The 16,759-nt window shown below is 61.7% G+C and carries 17 protein-coding genes; 5 read left to right on the plus strand and 12 right to left on the minus strand.

Going from position 1 to position 16,759, the window contains the following annotated elements; translation table 11 throughout:
• Window positions 1–38 precede the first annotated feature (38 nt).
• Together CIW50_RS00720 and CIW50_RS00725 are read right to left on the minus strand one after the other, a co-directional pair.
• Window positions 39–347: a hypothetical protein gene (locus CIW50_RS00720; RefSeq protein ID WP_149529395.1), complete on the minus strand. Its 309-nt coding sequence runs from the start codon at window positions 345–347 to the stop codon at window positions 39–41.
• Window positions 348–479: 132 nt separating this feature from the next.
• Entirely contained in the window at window positions 480–1,037 is a 558-nt protein-coding gene (locus CIW50_RS00725; RefSeq protein WP_149529396.1) for a helix-turn-helix domain-containing protein, read from the minus strand.
• 266 nt (window positions 1,038–1,303) lie between these two features.
• Here CIW50_RS00725 and CIW50_RS00730 point away from each other — a divergent pair, with 266 nt between their 5' ends.
• The 4 genes from CIW50_RS00730 (at window position 1,304) to CIW50_RS00745 (ending at window position 5,351) form a co-directional block, all read left to right on the plus strand.
• A complete protein-coding gene (locus CIW50_RS00730) occupies window positions 1,304–2,809 on the plus strand; it encodes a sensor histidine kinase (protein ID WP_172980179.1) in 1,506 nt (501 codons plus the stop codon).
• Entirely contained in the window at window positions 2,802–3,443 is a 642-nt protein-coding gene (locus CIW50_RS00735; RefSeq protein ID WP_149529398.1) for a response regulator transcription factor, read from the plus strand. Before CIW50_RS00730 ends, CIW50_RS00735 begins: the two co-directional genes overlap by 8 nt.
• 99 nt (window positions 3,444–3,542) lie before the next feature.
• The gene (locus CIW50_RS00740) at window positions 3,543–3,908 is read left to right on the plus strand and encodes a response regulator transcription factor (RefSeq protein WP_172980180.1); all 366 of its coding nucleotides are present in this window, start codon (window positions 3,543–3,545) and stop codon (window positions 3,906–3,908) included.
• Between the two features lie 138 nt (window positions 3,909–4,046).
• Complete coding sequence (locus CIW50_RS00745) at window positions 4,047–5,351, plus strand: PQQ-dependent sugar dehydrogenase (RefSeq protein ID WP_149529400.1); 1,305 nt, start codon at window positions 4,047–4,049, stop codon at window positions 5,349–5,351.
• A gap of 62 nt (window positions 5,352–5,413) precedes the next feature.
• Here the strand turns inward: CIW50_RS00745 and CIW50_RS00750 are convergent, their stop codons facing one another.
• A complete protein-coding gene (locus CIW50_RS00750; protein WP_149529401.1) occupies window positions 5,414–6,907 on the minus strand; it encodes a CoA-acylating methylmalonate-semialdehyde dehydrogenase in 1,494 nt (497 codons plus the stop codon).
• Window positions 6,908–7,005: 98 nt separating this feature from the next.
• Between CIW50_RS00750 and CIW50_RS00755 the strand changes: the two genes are divergently transcribed.
• Entirely contained in the window at window positions 7,006–7,893 is an 888-nt protein-coding gene (locus CIW50_RS00755; protein ID WP_149529402.1) for a LysR family transcriptional regulator, read from the plus strand.
• Window positions 7,894–7,909: 16 nt separating this feature from the next.
• Here CIW50_RS00755 and CIW50_RS00760 read toward each other — a convergent pair whose 3' ends face one another.
• From CIW50_RS00760 to CIW50_RS00800, 9 genes are all read right to left on the minus strand, one after another.
• A complete protein-coding gene (locus CIW50_RS00760) occupies window positions 7,910–8,356 on the minus strand; it encodes an SRPBCC family protein (protein WP_149529403.1) in 447 nt (148 codons plus the stop codon).
• 29 nt (window positions 8,357–8,385) lie between these two features.
• Entirely contained in the window at window positions 8,386–9,090 is a 705-nt protein-coding gene (locus CIW50_RS00765; protein WP_149530343.1) for an ABC transporter ATP-binding protein, read from the minus strand.
• Window positions 9,083–9,838, minus strand: a complete 756-nt coding sequence (locus tag CIW50_RS00770; protein WP_149529404.1) for an ABC transporter ATP-binding protein — start codon at window positions 9,836–9,838, stop codon at window positions 9,083–9,085. The genes CIW50_RS00765 and CIW50_RS00770 overlap by 8 nt, the downstream gene beginning before the upstream one ends.
• Window positions 9,835–10,758 (minus strand): branched-chain amino acid ABC transporter permease, encoded by a 924-nt coding sequence (locus CIW50_RS00775; RefSeq protein ID WP_246664158.1) that lies wholly within the window; start codon window positions 10,756–10,758, stop codon window positions 9,835–9,837. Before CIW50_RS00775 ends, CIW50_RS00770 begins: the two co-directional genes overlap by 4 nt.
• Window positions 10,759–10,838: 80 nt before the next feature.
• Window positions 10,839–11,705 (minus strand): branched-chain amino acid ABC transporter permease, encoded by an 867-nt coding sequence (locus tag CIW50_RS00780; RefSeq protein ID WP_149529406.1) that lies wholly within the window; start codon window positions 11,703–11,705, stop codon window positions 10,839–10,841.
• 18 nt (window positions 11,706–11,723) lie between these two features.
• Complete coding sequence (locus CIW50_RS00785) at window positions 11,724–12,974, minus strand: ABC transporter substrate-binding protein (RefSeq protein WP_149529407.1); 1,251 nt, start codon at window positions 12,972–12,974, stop codon at window positions 11,724–11,726.
• Window positions 12,975–13,003: 29 nt separating this feature from the next.
• On the minus strand, window positions 13,004–15,376 hold the full coding sequence (locus tag CIW50_RS00790; protein WP_149529408.1) for a xanthine dehydrogenase family protein molybdopterin-binding subunit: 2,373 nt from the start codon (window positions 15,374–15,376) through the stop codon (window positions 13,004–13,006).
• Entirely contained in the window at window positions 15,364–15,885 is a 522-nt protein-coding gene (locus tag CIW50_RS00795; RefSeq protein ID WP_149529409.1) for a (2Fe-2S)-binding protein, read from the minus strand. The genes CIW50_RS00790 and CIW50_RS00795 overlap by 13 nt, the downstream gene beginning before the upstream one ends.
• Window positions 15,882–16,745 (minus strand): FAD binding domain-containing protein, encoded by an 864-nt coding sequence (locus CIW50_RS00800; RefSeq protein ID WP_149529410.1) that lies wholly within the window; start codon window positions 16,743–16,745, stop codon window positions 15,882–15,884. The genes CIW50_RS00795 and CIW50_RS00800 overlap by 4 nt, the downstream gene beginning before the upstream one ends.
• Window positions 16,746–16,759: the final 14 nt, after the last annotated feature.

Here is a 16,759-nt window from a genome sequence, read left to right on the forward strand (position 1 = left end):
GCTTCGAGGATCGACCGGGTCTGGCTGGGCGCTTCGCTTCACCACGTCTGATTGCGGGAGTTGTCGCCGATGCCGTAGCCATAGCTGGTCGGCGCACTCGCATAGGAATCCATCGACCGCACCGGCAGAGCAACGGAAGGAATAGTCACGCGAGCGGGAGCATGGACATGTCGCTGCACGCGGCGGGCTGCGCTGATATCGGTCGCCAATCGTGGATCTCCGATCCAGCGATAGGCCTTGTCGGATGCCGAGCTCTCCACCATGGAGGTCAACATCACGAAAGCCACGGACGCGGGCACCAGGAGCCACCGCCGGGCCGATTTCATCATCGTCTTGCGCGCAGACATTTGAGCGATCCTTTCATCGTGGTTGAGGTAGCGAGATATCTTCGGATGGAGCGTCGATGCGGACTATTCGTCAAAGGCGAGGACGATCATGCAGGCGTCCGTGGCCCGTTTTCGAATACTCCAGAGCGAGCATCACTGCTGTGTTGCGAGTGCGGACATCATCATGTTGTCGCGGCGCCAGACGTTGGGACTGGCCCCGGTCGCGCGGCGAAACTGGCGACACATGTGGGCCTGATCGGAAAAACCACAATCGATGGCGATCTCGCAAAGCGACTTGCTGCTGGATGTCATCAGCTCCATCGCACGCGTCAGACGGCGGGAGACGATATAGGCATGGGGAGACTGTCCGAACGTGGTCTTGAACGCATTGGAGAAATAACCGCAACTCAGGCGAGCTAGACTCGCGAGATCCGATACTTGGATGGCTTCATCCAGATTTGAGTCAATGTGGCACTTGATCCGCTCCGCCTGCCAGCGTGCGAGGCCGCCCCTCGCGGGGCTGATAGGCGACAGTCGGGAGGGGGCCTCGAGCAGCGATGCGGCCTGCCTGATGCAGCGAAGAGCCGCACCGACATCCGATCCAATCGCCTGCCGTGCATCTAGCAGGAGCTGGGTGACCGTCGTAGAGCTTGCGTCAGACAATACACCGGCAAACGAGTCAGAATTCTGGGACTGTGAATCGAGCAGCATATCGGTCTCCTTTGGGTGGTGAATGCCATCGACATCGCGATGACTTCGACGATCCAAGGATGAGAGATTCCGGCCGCGGTAACCATTCTACGAGGATAAAGATTCAAGAAACAAAGGTAATCCCGCCCTATACCAAGGTTTATCCTGGGCGAGACACCACCTAGTTCGGACGGCTTCACCATTCCCTGCAGGACGCATACCCTGCTTCCTATTTTGCGGCTCAAATGACCAATTCTGATCGGGTGCAACGCCCCTCACAGCTGCCCATGGCCATTGCGACAGCTATCCTCGCCGGAGGCATTTTCGCGTTCGACGCCTTCAGCACATTTGAGATCGCCGTCGCGGCGCTTTATATCGTCGTGCTGCTGATGGCGCTCCGTTTCACCAATGTCACGGGCATCATCCTGATCGCCCTCGGTTGCATCGGCCTGACAATCCTCGGCTATCTGATCGGCCACGCGAACGACCCCAATGAGGGAGCCATGCTGCGCGGCGCCGTCAGCGCGCTCGCCATTGCCATCGCGGCCGTGCTCTGCGTCCAGATCAGGATGTCGGACACAAAGCTCCGGCAGAGCGAAGAGCGCTATCGCAACATCTTTCAGAGCACGAATGTCGCCGTCTGGGAGCAGGACTTTACGGAAGCGGCCAATGCCTGCGCGCCGATCCTGCAACAAGGCATTCCCCGATTGCGCGACTATCTCATCGCCAATGAGGGCTTCCTCAAGCATTGCCTGTTTCTGGTGCGGACCATCGACGCGAATGACGCGGCGAAGCAATTGATCGGCGATCTCAACCAGAGGAACGTTCAGCAGTCCTGGGATGCGGCCCTTGAGCCGGAGACTTTGGCTGCCTTTCGCGAAATCCTGCTCGCATTCCTTGCGGGAGAGAGTTCTTTCACGACTGAAGCGGCCATCCGCGCCGTCAACGGCGAGTTGCGCACCACCATCGTCACGGCAACCTTCCCCACCGATCGATCCCGTTCCGTCCTGATCAATTCGCTTGATGTCACCGCCAAGATAGCCGCCGAGCAAGCGCTCCAGCAGAGCATCGCAGAGCTCACCCGCGTGTCGCGCATCGCGACCTTGGGTGCCCTGACGGCATCGATCGGCCATGAGGTCAACCAGCCACTTGCCGCCGTGGTGACCAATGCAGAGGCGGCCTTGCGCTGGCTGTCGCGGGAACGGCCTGATATCGGCGAAACCACGGCCTGCCTCAAGGAAGTCGTGCAGGAGGGGCGCAGGGCCGGCGACATCATTCACCGGCTGAGGTCGCTCGCCGTGAAGGGCGAGTTGGCGCGCGGCCGGGTCGACGTCAATGCCATCGTCACGCAGGTGCTGGCGATGGTTCAGCGCGATCTGGCACAGCACCAGATTTCAGCAGTCCTCGACCTGACACCCGATCTGCCCACCATCGCCGGCGACGAAGTACAGCTTCAGCAGGTACTGATGAATCTCGTCAATAACGCCGTCCACGCCATGAAGGCGAGTACGACGAAAGAGCTGAAAGTGTGGTCGGCATCGGACGCGGCACGAGGAATTCTCGTCTCAGTGCGCGATTCGGGATCAGGCATCCCGGATGACCATATGCAACGCCTGTTCGCGCCGTTCTTCACGACAAAGGCCGAGGGGATGGGCATCGGCCTCTCGATCTCCCGATCCATCATCGAGTCGCATCACGGGCGCATCTGGGCGGAACGAAACGAGAGTGGTGGAACCACCTTTCATTTCATGATACCGACAGCCACCGCAGAAGGACCCGGCAACCTTGCCTAACGACGCAGAAGCACCTTTGGTCGTCGTCGTGGACGACGAAGCCGCCATCCGCACCGCGGTCGGCAGTCTGCTGCGCTCGGTTGGATATGAAGTCAGCTTCGCCTCCTCGGCGGTCGAGCTTCTTGAGAGCGACATTCTCACCAAGGCCAGTTGCCTCGTCCTCGATATCCGGCTGCCGATCGTCAGCGGCCTCGATTTTCAGAAGCGTCTAGCGGACCTTGGCGGCAATACGCCTATCGTCTTCATGACCGGGCATGCCGATGTGCCTATGACGGTACGCGCCATGAAGGCCGGAGCCGTCGATTTTCTCGCCAAGCCGTTTCGCGATCAGGAAATGCTCGATGCCGTCGCCGGCGCCGTGGAGCGCGATCGTAAGGCGCGGCAGGAGCGCGACGGACTGGCCGATATCAAGGAGCGTTTCGGCACATTGAGTTCACGCGAACGCGAGGTCATGGAACTGGCCACCGCGGGCTTGCTGAACAAGCAGATCGCGGCGAAGCTGAACCTCAGCGAAATTACGGTTAAGATTCATCGCGGCAAGATGATGAAGAAGATGGATGCGAAATCCTTCGCCTCTCTGGTGCGCATGGCCGAGGCCATCGGTATGAAACCAGCTCCCGGTACCTCCCGATAAACCTCAGTATAATTTCGCTGCACCGCGTTATTTGACAGTGTTCCGAGCGAAACGGCTCAACACTGGGGTCGCTGTCAAAGCCGCCGTGTGGAGATTACGTTGAACTCTGAACATGCCATTGCCATCATCGACGATTCCTCGTCGGTTCGCCGCGCGCTTGAAAGCCTGCTGCGATCGCTGGGCTTCGCTGTCCTCAGCTTCGAATCCGCCGAAGCGTTTCTGACGTCGCCGTTGGCCCTCGATACGTCCTGCGTAGTGACCGACGTCGAAATGCCCGGCCTGACCGGCATCGACCTCTATGAAAAAATGCGTTCGGACAAGAACGAGACGCCGGTCATTTTCATCACTGCCAATTCCGAGCAGAAAGTGCGTCAGCGGCTGGGCGACGAACCCTGCGTCCTCAACAAGCCGTTTGAAGTTGACGAACTTGCCGACTGCATCAACCGGGCTATCGCGACGTCGTAGGCGTCCATACACCGGTCTCTCCTAACTGCGCCGATCCCCCATGGATGATGGGCACGCATGCCCTGCACGCCGTCACGCAGCGGTTTTAACCCGCGTGGGTGTCGGATAGTGTGCGCGCACTTGCATGGGGGGAATGACATGAGCTTATCCGGAATATTTGCACGCGTCGTCGCGGTGATCGGTGGCGCGGCGCTGCAGTGGCGCCGCCTGCAGGGTACTCCGCACGCGCCCGCCTGGGGCAGCGCGCCGATGGTGCCGGAAGCAAAGCCGCAAGGTGCCATCCCCACATTGAAGATGCCGACCGCCCAAGGCTGGGCCGCGGGGCAGAAGCCCGTGGTCGCGCCGGGGCTCAAGGTCAACGCCTTTGCGAGCGGCCTGAAACATCCGCGCTGGATCAATGTGCTGCCCAATGGCGACGTCCTCATCGCCGAGGCGACGCAGGTTGCAGGCCCGGTACGCAACATGTTCGGCTATGCGATGCAGGCCACAATGCGACGGGCCGCCGCGCTTGGCACCAGCGCCAACCGCATCACGCTGCTCCGCGACCGGGACGGCGACGGCGTCGCCGAGACGAGTCAGACCTTCATGGAGGGGCTGAACCAGCCGTTCGGCATGGCGCTGCTGGGCGACACATTCTATGTCGGCAATGTCGATGGCGTCGTGGCCTTCCCCTATGTGGCGGGCGCAGACAGCATCACCGCGCCGGGCAAGAAACTCACCAACTTCAAGTCGGGCGGTCACTGGACGCGGAGCATCCTGCCGAGCCCGGATGGCAGCAAGCTCTATATCGGCGTCGGCTCGCTGAGCAATATCGCCGAAGGCGGCATGGAGGTCGAAGAAGGCCGCGCGGCTGTCTATGAGCTCGATATCGCCAGTGGCAAGAGCCGCATCTTCGGCGCCGGCTTGCGCAACCCCGTCGGCCTCGCATGGGAACCGACGACCGGCACGCTGTGGACCGTGGTCAATGAGCGCGACGGCCTCGGCGACGAGACGCCGCCGGATTATCTGACCTCGGTGCGCGATGGCGGCTTTTATGGCTGGCCCTATTGCTACTGGGGCAAGACAGTCGACGACCGCGTGCCGCAGGATCCGGCGCTGGTCGCCACCGCGATCACGCCCGATTACGCACTGGGCGGCCATACCGCATCGCTCGGATTGTGCTGGCTACCCGCGGGCACGCTGCCGGGATTTCCGGACGGCATGGTCATCGGCCAGCACGGCTCGTGGAATCGCAGCACGCTCAGCGGCTACAAGGTCGTCTTCATCCCGTTCGTGAACGGCAAGCCGTCCGGACCGCCGCGGGATATCCTGTCGGGCTTCCTCGCGCCCGACGAGAAAGTGTCCTATGGACGCCCTGTCGGCGTCACCCTCACCCCGGACGGCGCGTTGCTGGTGGCCGACGATGTGGGCGATGTCATCTGGCGTGTGACGGCCGCGGCCTAAGGGCGCGGAATAGTCCGGTGGGCTCGTGGAGCACGCGTTAGTCGCGCGCTCCACGCTCCGACCTACTTCATTGTTGGCATCACGAATTCCGGCCCCTGCGCAATACTGGTTGGCCAGCGGCTGGTGACGGTCTTGAGGCGGGTATAGAAGCGGACGCCTTCGGGTCCGTGCATCGAATGATCGCCGAACAGCGAGGCCTTCCATCCACCGAAAGAATGGAATGCCACCGGCACCGGGATCGGCACGTTGATGCCGACCATTCCGACGCGGATACGATGGGCGAATTCACGCGCGACGTCACCGTTCTGGGTAAAGATGGCGGTGCCGTTACCGTATTCATTGTCATTGATCATGCGCGCGGCAGACGCATAATCCGGCGAACGCACGACGGCGAGCACGGGTCCGAAGATTTCTTCTTTGTAAATCTTCATGTCCGGCGTCACGTGGTCGAACAGTGAGCCGCCAATGAAGTAGCCGCCCTCGTTGGAACGGAATTCCCGGCCATCGACGATCAGCTTGGCGCCCTGCTCGACGCCGGAATCCACATAGCCACGCACCTTGTCGAGATGCTGCTGGGTCACCAGCGGACCCATCTCGGACTCGGCATTGAAGCCCGAGCCGACCTTCAGCGCGCGGATCTTTGGCTCCAGCTTCGCGATCAGGGCTTCTGCGGTCTTTTCACCGACCGGCACGGCAACCGAAATTGCCATGCAACGTTCGCCGGCTGAACCATAGGCCGCGCCCATCAGCGCATCGACCGCCTGGTCGATGTCGGCGTCCGGCATCACCACCATGTGGTTCTTGGCTCCGCCAAGGGCCTGGCAACGCTTGCCGGTGCTGGTCGCGGTCGAATAGATGTAGCGCGCGATCGGCGTCGAGCCCACGAAGCTGATAGCTGCGACATCGGGATGATGCAGCAATGCGTCAACCGCTTCCTTGTCGCCATGCACGACATTGAACACGCCGGCCGGCAGGCCAGCTTCGGCGAGCCATTCGGCAATCAGAAGCGACGCCGACGGATCGCGCTCGGAGGGCTTCAGCACGAAGGTGTTGCCGCAGGCCAGCGCCACCGGGAACATCCACATCGGCACCATGACCGGGAAGTTGAACGGCGTGATGCCCGCGACCACGCCCAGCGCCTGACGGACGCCGTAACTGTCGACACGCGTGCCGACATTCTCGCTGACTTCGCCCTTCAGCAATTGCGGAGCGCCGACGGCGAATTCGACCACTTCGAGGCCGCGCTGGATTTCGCCCTTGGCGTCCGACAGCGTCTTGCCGTGCTCGGAGGTGATGACCGCCGCCAGATCGTCGATGCGATCTTCGCAGATACGCAGGAATTTATTGAGAATGCGGGCGCGGCGCAGTGACGGCGTATCGGCCCAGCTTTCGGCAGCCGCGCTTGCGGCAGCAATCGCGGCGCCGACTTCGGACGTGCTGGCGAGACCCACCTGAGCGGTCTGCTCACCCGTGGCTGGATTGAAAACGGGCGAGGTCCGGCCGCTGCGACCCGCCACCTGTTGCCCGCCGATATAGTGTTTGATTTCCGAAGCCATCGAACTCTCCTTTGATGCCCGACGGTCTTTGCGCCGCTTCCTTGCCCCGAACAACGCGCAGTATTGCGGCTTCGATGTGCAGCAAATAGAGTCCGGCGATGGATTGGGACAAAGTTCGAATTTTCCTGGAAGTCGCCCGTACCGGCCAGATTCTGGGCGCCGCCAAGCGGCTGAAGCTCAACCACGCAACGGTCGCGCGCCAACTCACTGCGCTGGAAAAAGACCTCAAGACAAAGCTCCTGAACCGGCAGACGACCGGGTCATCGCTGACGCCATCAGGGGTTGCTCTTCTTGCAGCGGCAGAGCGCGCGGAATCCGAATTGCTCCGGGTCGGATCGCAGCTTACCTCGGCCGCGGACAAGGTGGCGGGCACGGTGCGGATCGGCGCTCCGGACGGGCTCGGCAATTATTTTCTGGCTGACAGGCTTGGCGGCTTTGCCGCAGCCAATCCGGATCTGATCGTCCAGCTCGTGGCTTTGCCGCGCACATTCTCACTGTCCAAGCGCGAAGCGGATATCGTGGTGACGCTGGAGCGTCCCGACGAAGGGAAATTGATCTGCACCAAGCTCACCGACTACACACTGAGCGTCTACGCGTCGGAGGACTATCTGGCCCGGTCGACACCGATCCGCGAACCCGGCGATCTCGCCGATCACCTGCTGATCACTTACATCTACGATATCATCTACAGCCGTGCGCTGGACTACGCGTCGACCTTCAGCGAATTGATCACGCGGCGTTTCGAATGCGGCAGCGTGGTCGGCCAGCTAGAAGCAGTCCGTGCCGGCCACGGCGTCGGCATCCTGCACGATTATGCGGCGCAGCTTTATCCCGAGCTGAGGCGCATCCTGCCCGCCAGCCGCTTCACGCGAAGCTACTGGCTCGTGTCACATCCCGATACGCATGACACCAGCCGGGTCCGCGAAGTCCGCCGCTATATTGTGGCGAAGGTGCGTGAGGCGCGCAGCCAGTTCGTCGTGCAATAGGCCACAGCCGCTGCGCTCAGCTCGCGGAAACGACTGCACCGAATTTGGTGAAGAACTCGCCGGCCAGTTTCTTGGCGGTAGAATCGATCAGACGCCCGCCGAGCTGCGCCAACTTGCCGCCAATCTGGGAATTGACCTCATAGTGCAGGATCGTTTCGTCGTCACCCGCGGCCTCAAGCCTGATCGCCGCGCCGCCTTTGGCGAAGCCGGCAACGCCACCATTCCCCTCGCCCGTGATCTTGTAGCCATTCGGCGGATCGAGATCGCTCAGCGTGACCTTGCCGCCGAATTTTGCCTTCACGGGTCCGACCTTGATTACGACCGTCGCCGTCATCTCGGTCGGCGAGGTTATATCCAGCACCTCACAGCCCGGAATGCACTGTTTCAGCACATCGGGATCGTTGAGTGCGGCCCAGACCTTGTCGCGCGAGGCCGGGACGGTCTGGCTGTCTTTCATCTGCATGGGGAATTACCTGTCTTGAAGCGTACGCGTTACACCGCGCAATAGCGCTCCTGGATTTCCTTGTCGGCGAGCAATGCCGCCGAGCTGCTTTCGTAGACGACCTCGCCTTGATCCATGATCACCGCGCGATCGGCCAGGCGCAGCGCCCATTCGACGTTCTGCTCGACCAGCAGGAGCGTAACGCCCTGATCGCGCAGTTTGCGAAACAGCACGCCCATTTCCTCGACCAGCACCGGCATGATGCCTTCCGACGGCTCGTCGAGCAGGATCATCTTCGGCTTGGCGATGGTTGCGCGCGCGATCGCCAGCATCTGCTGCTCACCGCCGGACATGGTGACGCCTTCCTGATCGAGACGTTCCTTGAGGCGCGGGAAGCTCTCCGCGATTTCCTCGATGGCGTCCTTCTCGTTGATCTGGCTACGGCTGGCGACAAGACCGAGCTGCAGATTTTCGCGCACAGTGAGCCCCGGAATAATCCGGCGCTCTTCGGGCACATAGGCAAGGCCGAGCCTGAACCGATCATGGGCGGGCATCGACGTCAGGTCGTTGCCGTCGAAGGTCATGCTGCCCGTGGTCTTCGACATCAACCCCATGACCGAACGAATCGTGGTGGTCTTGCCGGCGCCGTTGCGGCCGACCAGTGCCACGACTTCGCCCTGCGCCACGGAGATCGAAACCCCGTGCAGCGTATGGCTGGCGCCGTACCAGGCGTGCAGGTCTTTGGTTTCAAGCATAGCCATCGTTCTGTCCCAGATAGACGCGACGAACCTCGGGGTCCGTCTGAATGTCGTGCGGCGTGCCATCCGCAATCAGCCGGCCGTGATGCAGCACCAAAATCCGGTCGCTGAGGCCGAGGATCATCTTCATCTTGTGTTCGACCAGGAGGATGGTCCGCTCGGCGGCGAGCTTCTCGAGCAGCGCCACCATTTCCTTGGTCTCTTCCGGACCCATGCCTGCGGTCGGCTCGTCCAGCAGCAGCACCTCCGGATTGGAGATCAACGCGATGGCAATCTCCAGCGCGCGCTGCTGGCCATGGGCCAGAAACTTGGCGGTCTCGTCCCTCTTGGCGACCAGACCGACTGATTCGAGCGCGGCATCCGCCTTTGCGTCCAGTTCGGTGAACCTGTTGCGATTGGTCCAGATATTGTAGCGCGAGCGGCTTGCTTGCGCCGCGACGCGGACGTTCTCGTGGACGCTCAGATCCGGAAAGATATTGGTGATCTGATACGAGCGCGCGATGCCGCGATGCACGAATTCATGCTGCTTGGTGCCCTTGAGATCGTCGCCCTTGAAGCGGATCGAGCCGCTGGAGGGCGTCAGCACGCCGGACAGCACATTGAAGAACGTGCTCTTTCCGGCACCGTTCGGGCCGATGATGGACGTGACGCGGCCGGGTCGGAACTCCGTCGTCACGCCCTGCAGCGCGACGAAGCCGCCGAACCTCACTCCGATATCGTTGACGGCGAGAAGCGGCGCGTTCATCGCATGACCTTTGTGAGAAATGTGCCCCAGATGCCCTTGGGCAGAAACAGCACGAACAGCACAAAGATGGTGCCGACGATGATCTGCCAGTGCGACGTCCACAGCGAGAACACGTCCTCCATCACCAGGAACACCAATGCACCGATGAACGGGCCGAAGAAGCTGCTGGCGCCACCAAGCAGCGTCATCATCACGATCATGCCGGAGGACAGGTAGTGCAGCGAATCCAGCGGAACGAAGGCCAGATGCAGTGCCGACATGGTGCCGCCGAGGGCACAGATCGTGCCTGATAGTGTGAATGACAACAGCTTGGTGCGCTCGACATTGTAGCCGCAGGTCCGTGCACGACGCTCGTTCTCGCGGATCGCCTCGATAGCTGCGCCGAACGGCGAGTTGAGAATGCGCGAGACGAGCCACAGCGCCAGTGCCGCGAACACCATCAGCACATAGTATTTGTTGACCGGATCGAGGAAGTTGATGTCGAAGCCGAACAGGTTGATCTTGTTGACGGTGAAACCGCGCAATCCGTTCTCGCCACCTGTCCAGGACGGCGTCTGGAGCGCCACGTAATAGACCAGCTGCGCCAGCGCCAGCGTCACCATCGAGAAGTAGATGCCGCGTGTCCGCGTCGATAATGCGCCCATGACGAAGGCCAGCAGCCCGCCGCCCAGGACGCCCATCAGCACCGCGAGATACCAGGGCACGCCGAACTGGCCGATGGCGATGCCGGTGATGTAAGCGCCGGTGCCGACAAAGGCTGCGTGGCCGAACGACAGCAAGCCAGTATAGCCGAACAGGAGATTGTAGCCGACGGCGACAACGCCATTGATCAGCACGTTGACCGCGAGCGCCTTCGAAGGCAGCAGCCAAGGCAACAGACAAAGCGCGAGGATCGACAGCGGGACGCGATATTTGGTCATCAACGACTTGAAGCCCGCAGGCTTTGGCGCGCTGACGGGAGAAGAAACGGCAAGCGCCGGGGATGTCATGGTCCGCTCCTTCACGCGAGTTTGCCGAACAGGCCCTGCGGCCGGATCAGAAGAACGATGGCCATCAGGGCGAACATCACGATGGTCGCCATTTCCGGTGCGAACAGCGCGGTCATGCTGATCACGACGCCGACCAGAAGACCGGCGATGATCGAGCCGACCAGCGAGCCGAGACCGCCGATGACAGTCACCACAAAGGCTTCAGCCAGCACCAATGCACCCATCTCGGGATTGACTGACCGCATCGGACCGGAGAGCACGCCGCCAAGCGAGGCGAGACCGACACCGAGACCGAACACCAGCAGCCAGACCTTGCTGATGTCGACGCCGAGCACCTTCATCATGGTGGGATCGCGCGCGCCGGCGCGCACGATCAAGCCGAACTTGGTCTTCTCCAGGCCGAGCCACAGCAGCACGACAACGAGGAAAACGACGCCGACGACGAAGATGCGGTAGATCGGAAAGAAACCGACGCCGAGATCGACGACGCCGGTCAGCAGTGTGGGAGTCGGGAACGGAATCCCGTCACTGCCGAACACGATCCGCACGCCTTCGACCAGGATGTAACTCAACCCGAAGGTCAACAGCAGCGGATCGTCGATCGAGCGTCCGTAGAGTGGGCGGATCAGGAAATATTCGATCAGCATGCCGAACATGCCGATCATGATGGGAGCCACGAGGAGCCCCCACCAGAAGCTGCCGGTCAATGAGGCGACCCAAAGCCCGGCATAGGCGCCAACCATGAACAATGCGCCATGCGCGAAGTTCACCACGCCCAGCATGCCGAAAATGATCGACAGGCCGAGCGCGGTGATCACGAGGATCGCACCGAGGGCAACTCCTGAGAAGAGCTGCATCAGGATGAGTTCTGTATCCATGGAAGGCGCGTGCTTTCGTTAGGCGGGGAAGCCGAGTTCCGTGCAGCTGCGCAGCACGATCGCGGATGGCGCGTCATTGGCCAGGATGCTGAACAGATCGCTGTCACCCTTCATATCGGCCTTCTTCTTGGATTCGAGCACGAGGACCGACTGCACCGACTGGTGATCGCACTTGCGATAGTACTGAGGCCCCTTCGCGACATCGTATTTCAAGGCTTCCAGCGCCGCGATCACCTTGTCGGTGTCGGTGCCGCCGGCGACCTGCATGGCCTGCAGCAGCGACGAAACACCAGTATAACCGTAAGCGCCGTAGTCGGTCGGGATCGCCCCGCCATTAGCCGCGCGATAGGCGTCGTTGAACGCCTTGGCGCTCGGTAGCTGGCTTTCGAGGCCCCAATAATAGTTCGAACCGCCGACGACGCCCTCGAATACTTCCGGGCTGACCGCCAGCCGCTGGTTATGCAGCAATACCGGCACGACGATCTTGGACTGTTGCTTCAAGCCGAAATCCACGGCCTGCTTGATGGAGTTGGCCTGATCACGGCCAAAGTTGCTGATGCACAACACGTCGGCACGCATCGAACGCAGACGCGGCATGAAAGTCGAATAGTCGGCAGCACCGAACGGATGCATGATTTCGCCGACGGTCTCAGCGCCAATCGCAGCCTGCGCACGCTTGAAGCCACGCAGCATTTCATGGCCATAGGCATAGTCGGCCACGAGGTGGGCGACCTTGGTGCCCTTCTTGAAGGCGTGGCGCGCCACGGCGCCTGCGGTCATCGTGGGGTTCAGCGCTTCATGGAAGGTGTATTTGCTGAAGTCCTTGACTTCATTGATGGTGTCGGACTGACTGATCGAAACATAGAGCACGCCGCGGGCGCGGGTGACTTCATTGACCGCGAGCTGCACCGCGCTGGACAGCGAGCCGACGATCGCATGGACCTTGTCCTTTTCGATCAATTCGAGTGTGCGCGTTGCCGCCTCGCCGCCATTGAGCTTGTCATCGCGCACCAGCAGTTCGACCTTGCGACCGTTGACGCCGCCCTTGTCGTTGAACTGCTTGACCGCGAGTTCGGCGCTCTTGACCTGATCCTTGGCTTCAGCTGCGAAGGGCCCGGTCAACGGCGTCGGAAAGCCGATGCGGATGGTGTCGTCGGCCGCACGTGCGATCCACGGCATGGCGACGACGCTGGCGCCGGTGCCGAGCGCGGCCAGCACGTGACGACGCGAGATGTAATTGCGGGTGGTGCCTCGATTATCCCTAGTCATGATTTCCTCCGTTCGATTTGTTTTTCGGTTCAGATGTGCCCAAGTGCCTTCAATAGACGCGCCGGTGTCATCGGCACCTGCGCGATCGTGCCTCCGAATGGCTTCATCGCATCATTGATCGCATTAAGCGCTGCCGCTGATGCCGCAGCCGTGCCCGCCTCGCCGACGCCCTTGGCGCCGAGCTGAGTATCCAGCGTCAGCGTCTCGACATGGCCGATCTCGATATCCGGCATTTCAACCGCCATCGGCACCAGATAATCGGCAAGCGAACCGTTGGTGAGCTGGCCGTTGTCGCCGTAGACGCATTCCTCGAAAAACGCCGCACCGAGCCCCTGCACGACGCCGCCGCGGATCTGCTCATCGACCAGCAATGGATTGATGACGCGGCCGCAGTCCTCGACCACCCACAGCTTGAGGATCTTGACCAGTCCGGTCTCGACATCGAGTTCGAGATGGCAGGCCTGAATGCCGTTAGTGAAGGCGAAGGGATAACCTTGCGGCGCATAGTGATGCGCCACCGACAGTTGCGCCTGGGTGCCCGGCGGCAGCGTGTCCGACCGGAAATAGGCGATCCGTGCGATCTCTGAGAGCTCAATGCGCTGCTGGCCGGTCCCCGCTTCGACAATCCAGCCGCTCTGCACATCGAGTCTGTCCGGTTCGTCCTGGAGGATCGCCGCGGCCACGGCGAGCACATTGGCTTTCAGCTTCTTCGCCGCCTGCAACGCCGTCTCGCCGCCGATACCGGCGCCGCGGCAGGCATAGGTGGCACCGCCATAGGGCGTGGTGTCCGTGTCACCCGTCATGACCTTGATGCGATCGCGATCGACGCCGAGATGTTCGGCAACGATCTGCCCGATGATGGTTTCGGTGCCCTGCCCGAGTTCGGTCACCGAGATCGAGCAATGCACGTCGCCGGCCGGCGTGATCTTCACGATGGCGCCGTCCTGCGAGGAAATCCGCGCGCCGCCGACGCCGTAGAAGGCCGGTCCGGGATTAGTGATCTCCACGAAGGTGGCGATGCCGATGCCGCGATGGATCCCCTTGGTCCGCAACTCGGCCTGTTCGGCGCGCAGCCCGTCGTAATTCATCATCGCCTTGACCTTGGCGAGGCAGGCATGGTGCGACAGCGCTTCGAATTGGTAGCCGGTCGGTGACGTGCAGGGATAGGCATCGTCCGCAATCATATTGCGGCTGCGGATATCGAACACGTCATGCGCCGTCTTCTCGGCAATCATGTCCACCAGCCGCTCGGTGACCGTGCAGGCAACGGGATGTCCAACGGCCCGATACTGGCTCATCTGAACCTTGTTCTGGAACACCACCTGCAGATCGGCGCGATAGTTCCTGAATGTGTAAGGTGCGCCCATCAGGCGGTAGACCTGATTGCCTTCGACGACGCTGGTGCGCGGATAGGCCGAGAACGCGCCGATGCCTGTGACGTCTTCCACGTCCATCGCCAGGATATTGCCATCCGTATCCGCCGCCATGCGGGCGCGGACACGGTGATCTCTGGCGTGAATATCAGACACGAAAGATTCGATACGGTCGGCGACATATTTGACCGGGCGGCCCAGCATCATGCTGAGGCCGACCACCGCCATGTCCTCATGATACATATGCAGCTTCATGCCGAACGAGCCGCCGATATCCGGTGCGATCACACGCACGCTGGATTCGGGAATGCCGTAATGGCGGGCATAGATGTCCTGGAACTGATACGGCGTCTGCGTGGCGTGATGCACCGTCAGCTTCGCTTCGCTGACGTCATAGTCCGCGATGATCGCGCGCGGCTCCATGGTCACCGCGGTATGACGGCCGAAATGGAACTCCTCTTCCACCACATGGGCTGCATTCGCGAAGATGTCCTCGACGCCGCCGGTATCGATCTTGCCGTGGAAGCAAAGATTGCTGCCAAGTTCAGGCGAAATCACCGGCGCGCTCGGATCGCGCGCCGCGTCGATATCGACGACGGCCGGCAGTTCATCGAATTCGATATAGACCGCCTCCGCGGCATCTTCAGCCAGCGCACGCGTATCGGCCACGACAGCCACCACCGCTTGCCCCGACCAGACGACCTTGTCGATCGGCAACGGCAATTGCGGTGGCGATTTCATACCCTTGAAATGATCCATGGTACCGACCCATGGCGTGCAGAGCTTCGCAAGATCCTCGCCAGTCGCGATCAGCCGCACACCGGGCATCTTGCGCGCCGCCTGTGCGTCGATCGAGACGATGCGGGCGTGCGCGTAAGGACTACGCACATAAGCGACATGAAGCATACGCGGCAACGTAATGTCAGTGACATATCGACCGCGGCCGGCCAGCAATCGTTTGGCATTCGGCCGCGGGACCGAACGGCCGATATAGGAATTCGGACGATCCAGTGGGGTCAACACGCCCATGCGCCGACCTCCTCGGACGCCTGAGCAATCACACCGGCATCGCGGTCGCGCGCGACCTTCGCGATCGCATCAACAATCGCTTCATAGCCGGTGCAGCGACAGTAATTGCCGGACAGCGCATCGCGAATTTCTTCGCGCGTCGGCACCCCCGGCTGCGACAGCAACGCATGGGCCGTCATCAACATCCCGGGGGTACAAAAGCCGCACTGCAATGCGTTGCGCTGATGAAACGCCTCCTGAAGATCGGCAATCGCAGTGCGCTCGCTGAGACCCTCGACGGTCTCGATGGCCGCTCCGCTCGCCTGCACCGCGTATGTCAGACAAGAATGTACGACGCGGCCATCCAGAATAACCAGACAGGCGCCGCAAACGCCCATCTCGCATCCAGTATGGGTGCCGGTCAGCTCCAGCGTCTGGCGCAGGAAATCCGCCAGCGTGATGCGCGGCGCGATGCTGTGCGACACCTCGGTGCCGTTCACCGTCATGGTGACATTGACGAGATCGCTCATACGTCCTGCCTCGCGATCTCGCCCAGCAGTCGGCCGAGAAGAACGCGCGCAAGATGGCGCTTCATGGCAGGCGGCGTGTGCTCGTCTTCAGGCGGATTGAGATCATCGCCGACGATGGCCTGTGCAGCAGCGATCGCAACCTGATCCAGCTTCTTGCCGATCAGAGCTTCTTCCGCCTGCCGCGCACGCAGCGGCGTGCTGCCGACGGAAAAGAATGCGATACAGACATGCTCGACCACGTCGCCGGAAAACTCGGCAAGAATGCCGCAACCGACCAGCGCAAAATCGCCGCGCCGGCGCGCGAGTTCATGAAACGCCCAGCGATGGCCGGAACGAACCACCGGCACATGAATTGCGACGAGAAGCTCGCCGGGTTCGATCGCGGTCTGAAACAGATCCACAAAGAAATCATCGGCCGGCACACGGCGTATGCCGTCGCGGCCGGCAATTTCCAATTCGGCGCCGAGCGCCAGCGTCATGGCGGGAAATTCGGACGCGGGATCGGCATGCGAGATGCTGCCGCCGAGCGTGCCTTTGTTGCGAATCGCCGGATGCGCCACATGCGGCGCGGCCTCGCTGTAAAGCGGCGCGTGCAGACGGATCAGCGGATCGCTGAGTACTTCGAAATGTCGGGTCAGCGCCCCGATACGCAGCCAGTCGCCCTGCAACTCGATGCCGCGAAGTGCCGGAATATGCGCGATATCAATCAGCAGCTCCGGTGCCTGCAATCGCAAGGCAAGCGTCGGTACGAGGCTCTGGCCGCCCGCGATGTAGCTCGCGTCGTCCTGCGCGTCCTCGAACGCCTTCAGCGCCTCCACCACGGTGGAAGCCCTCACATAGTTGAACGCCCTCGCCTTCAACGTCTTCTCCCTAA

Origin of the sequence: Tardiphaga sp. P9-11 (assembly GCF_008329525.1) — a bacterium.
GTDB lineage: Bacteria > Pseudomonadota > Alphaproteobacteria > Rhizobiales > Xanthobacteraceae > Tardiphaga.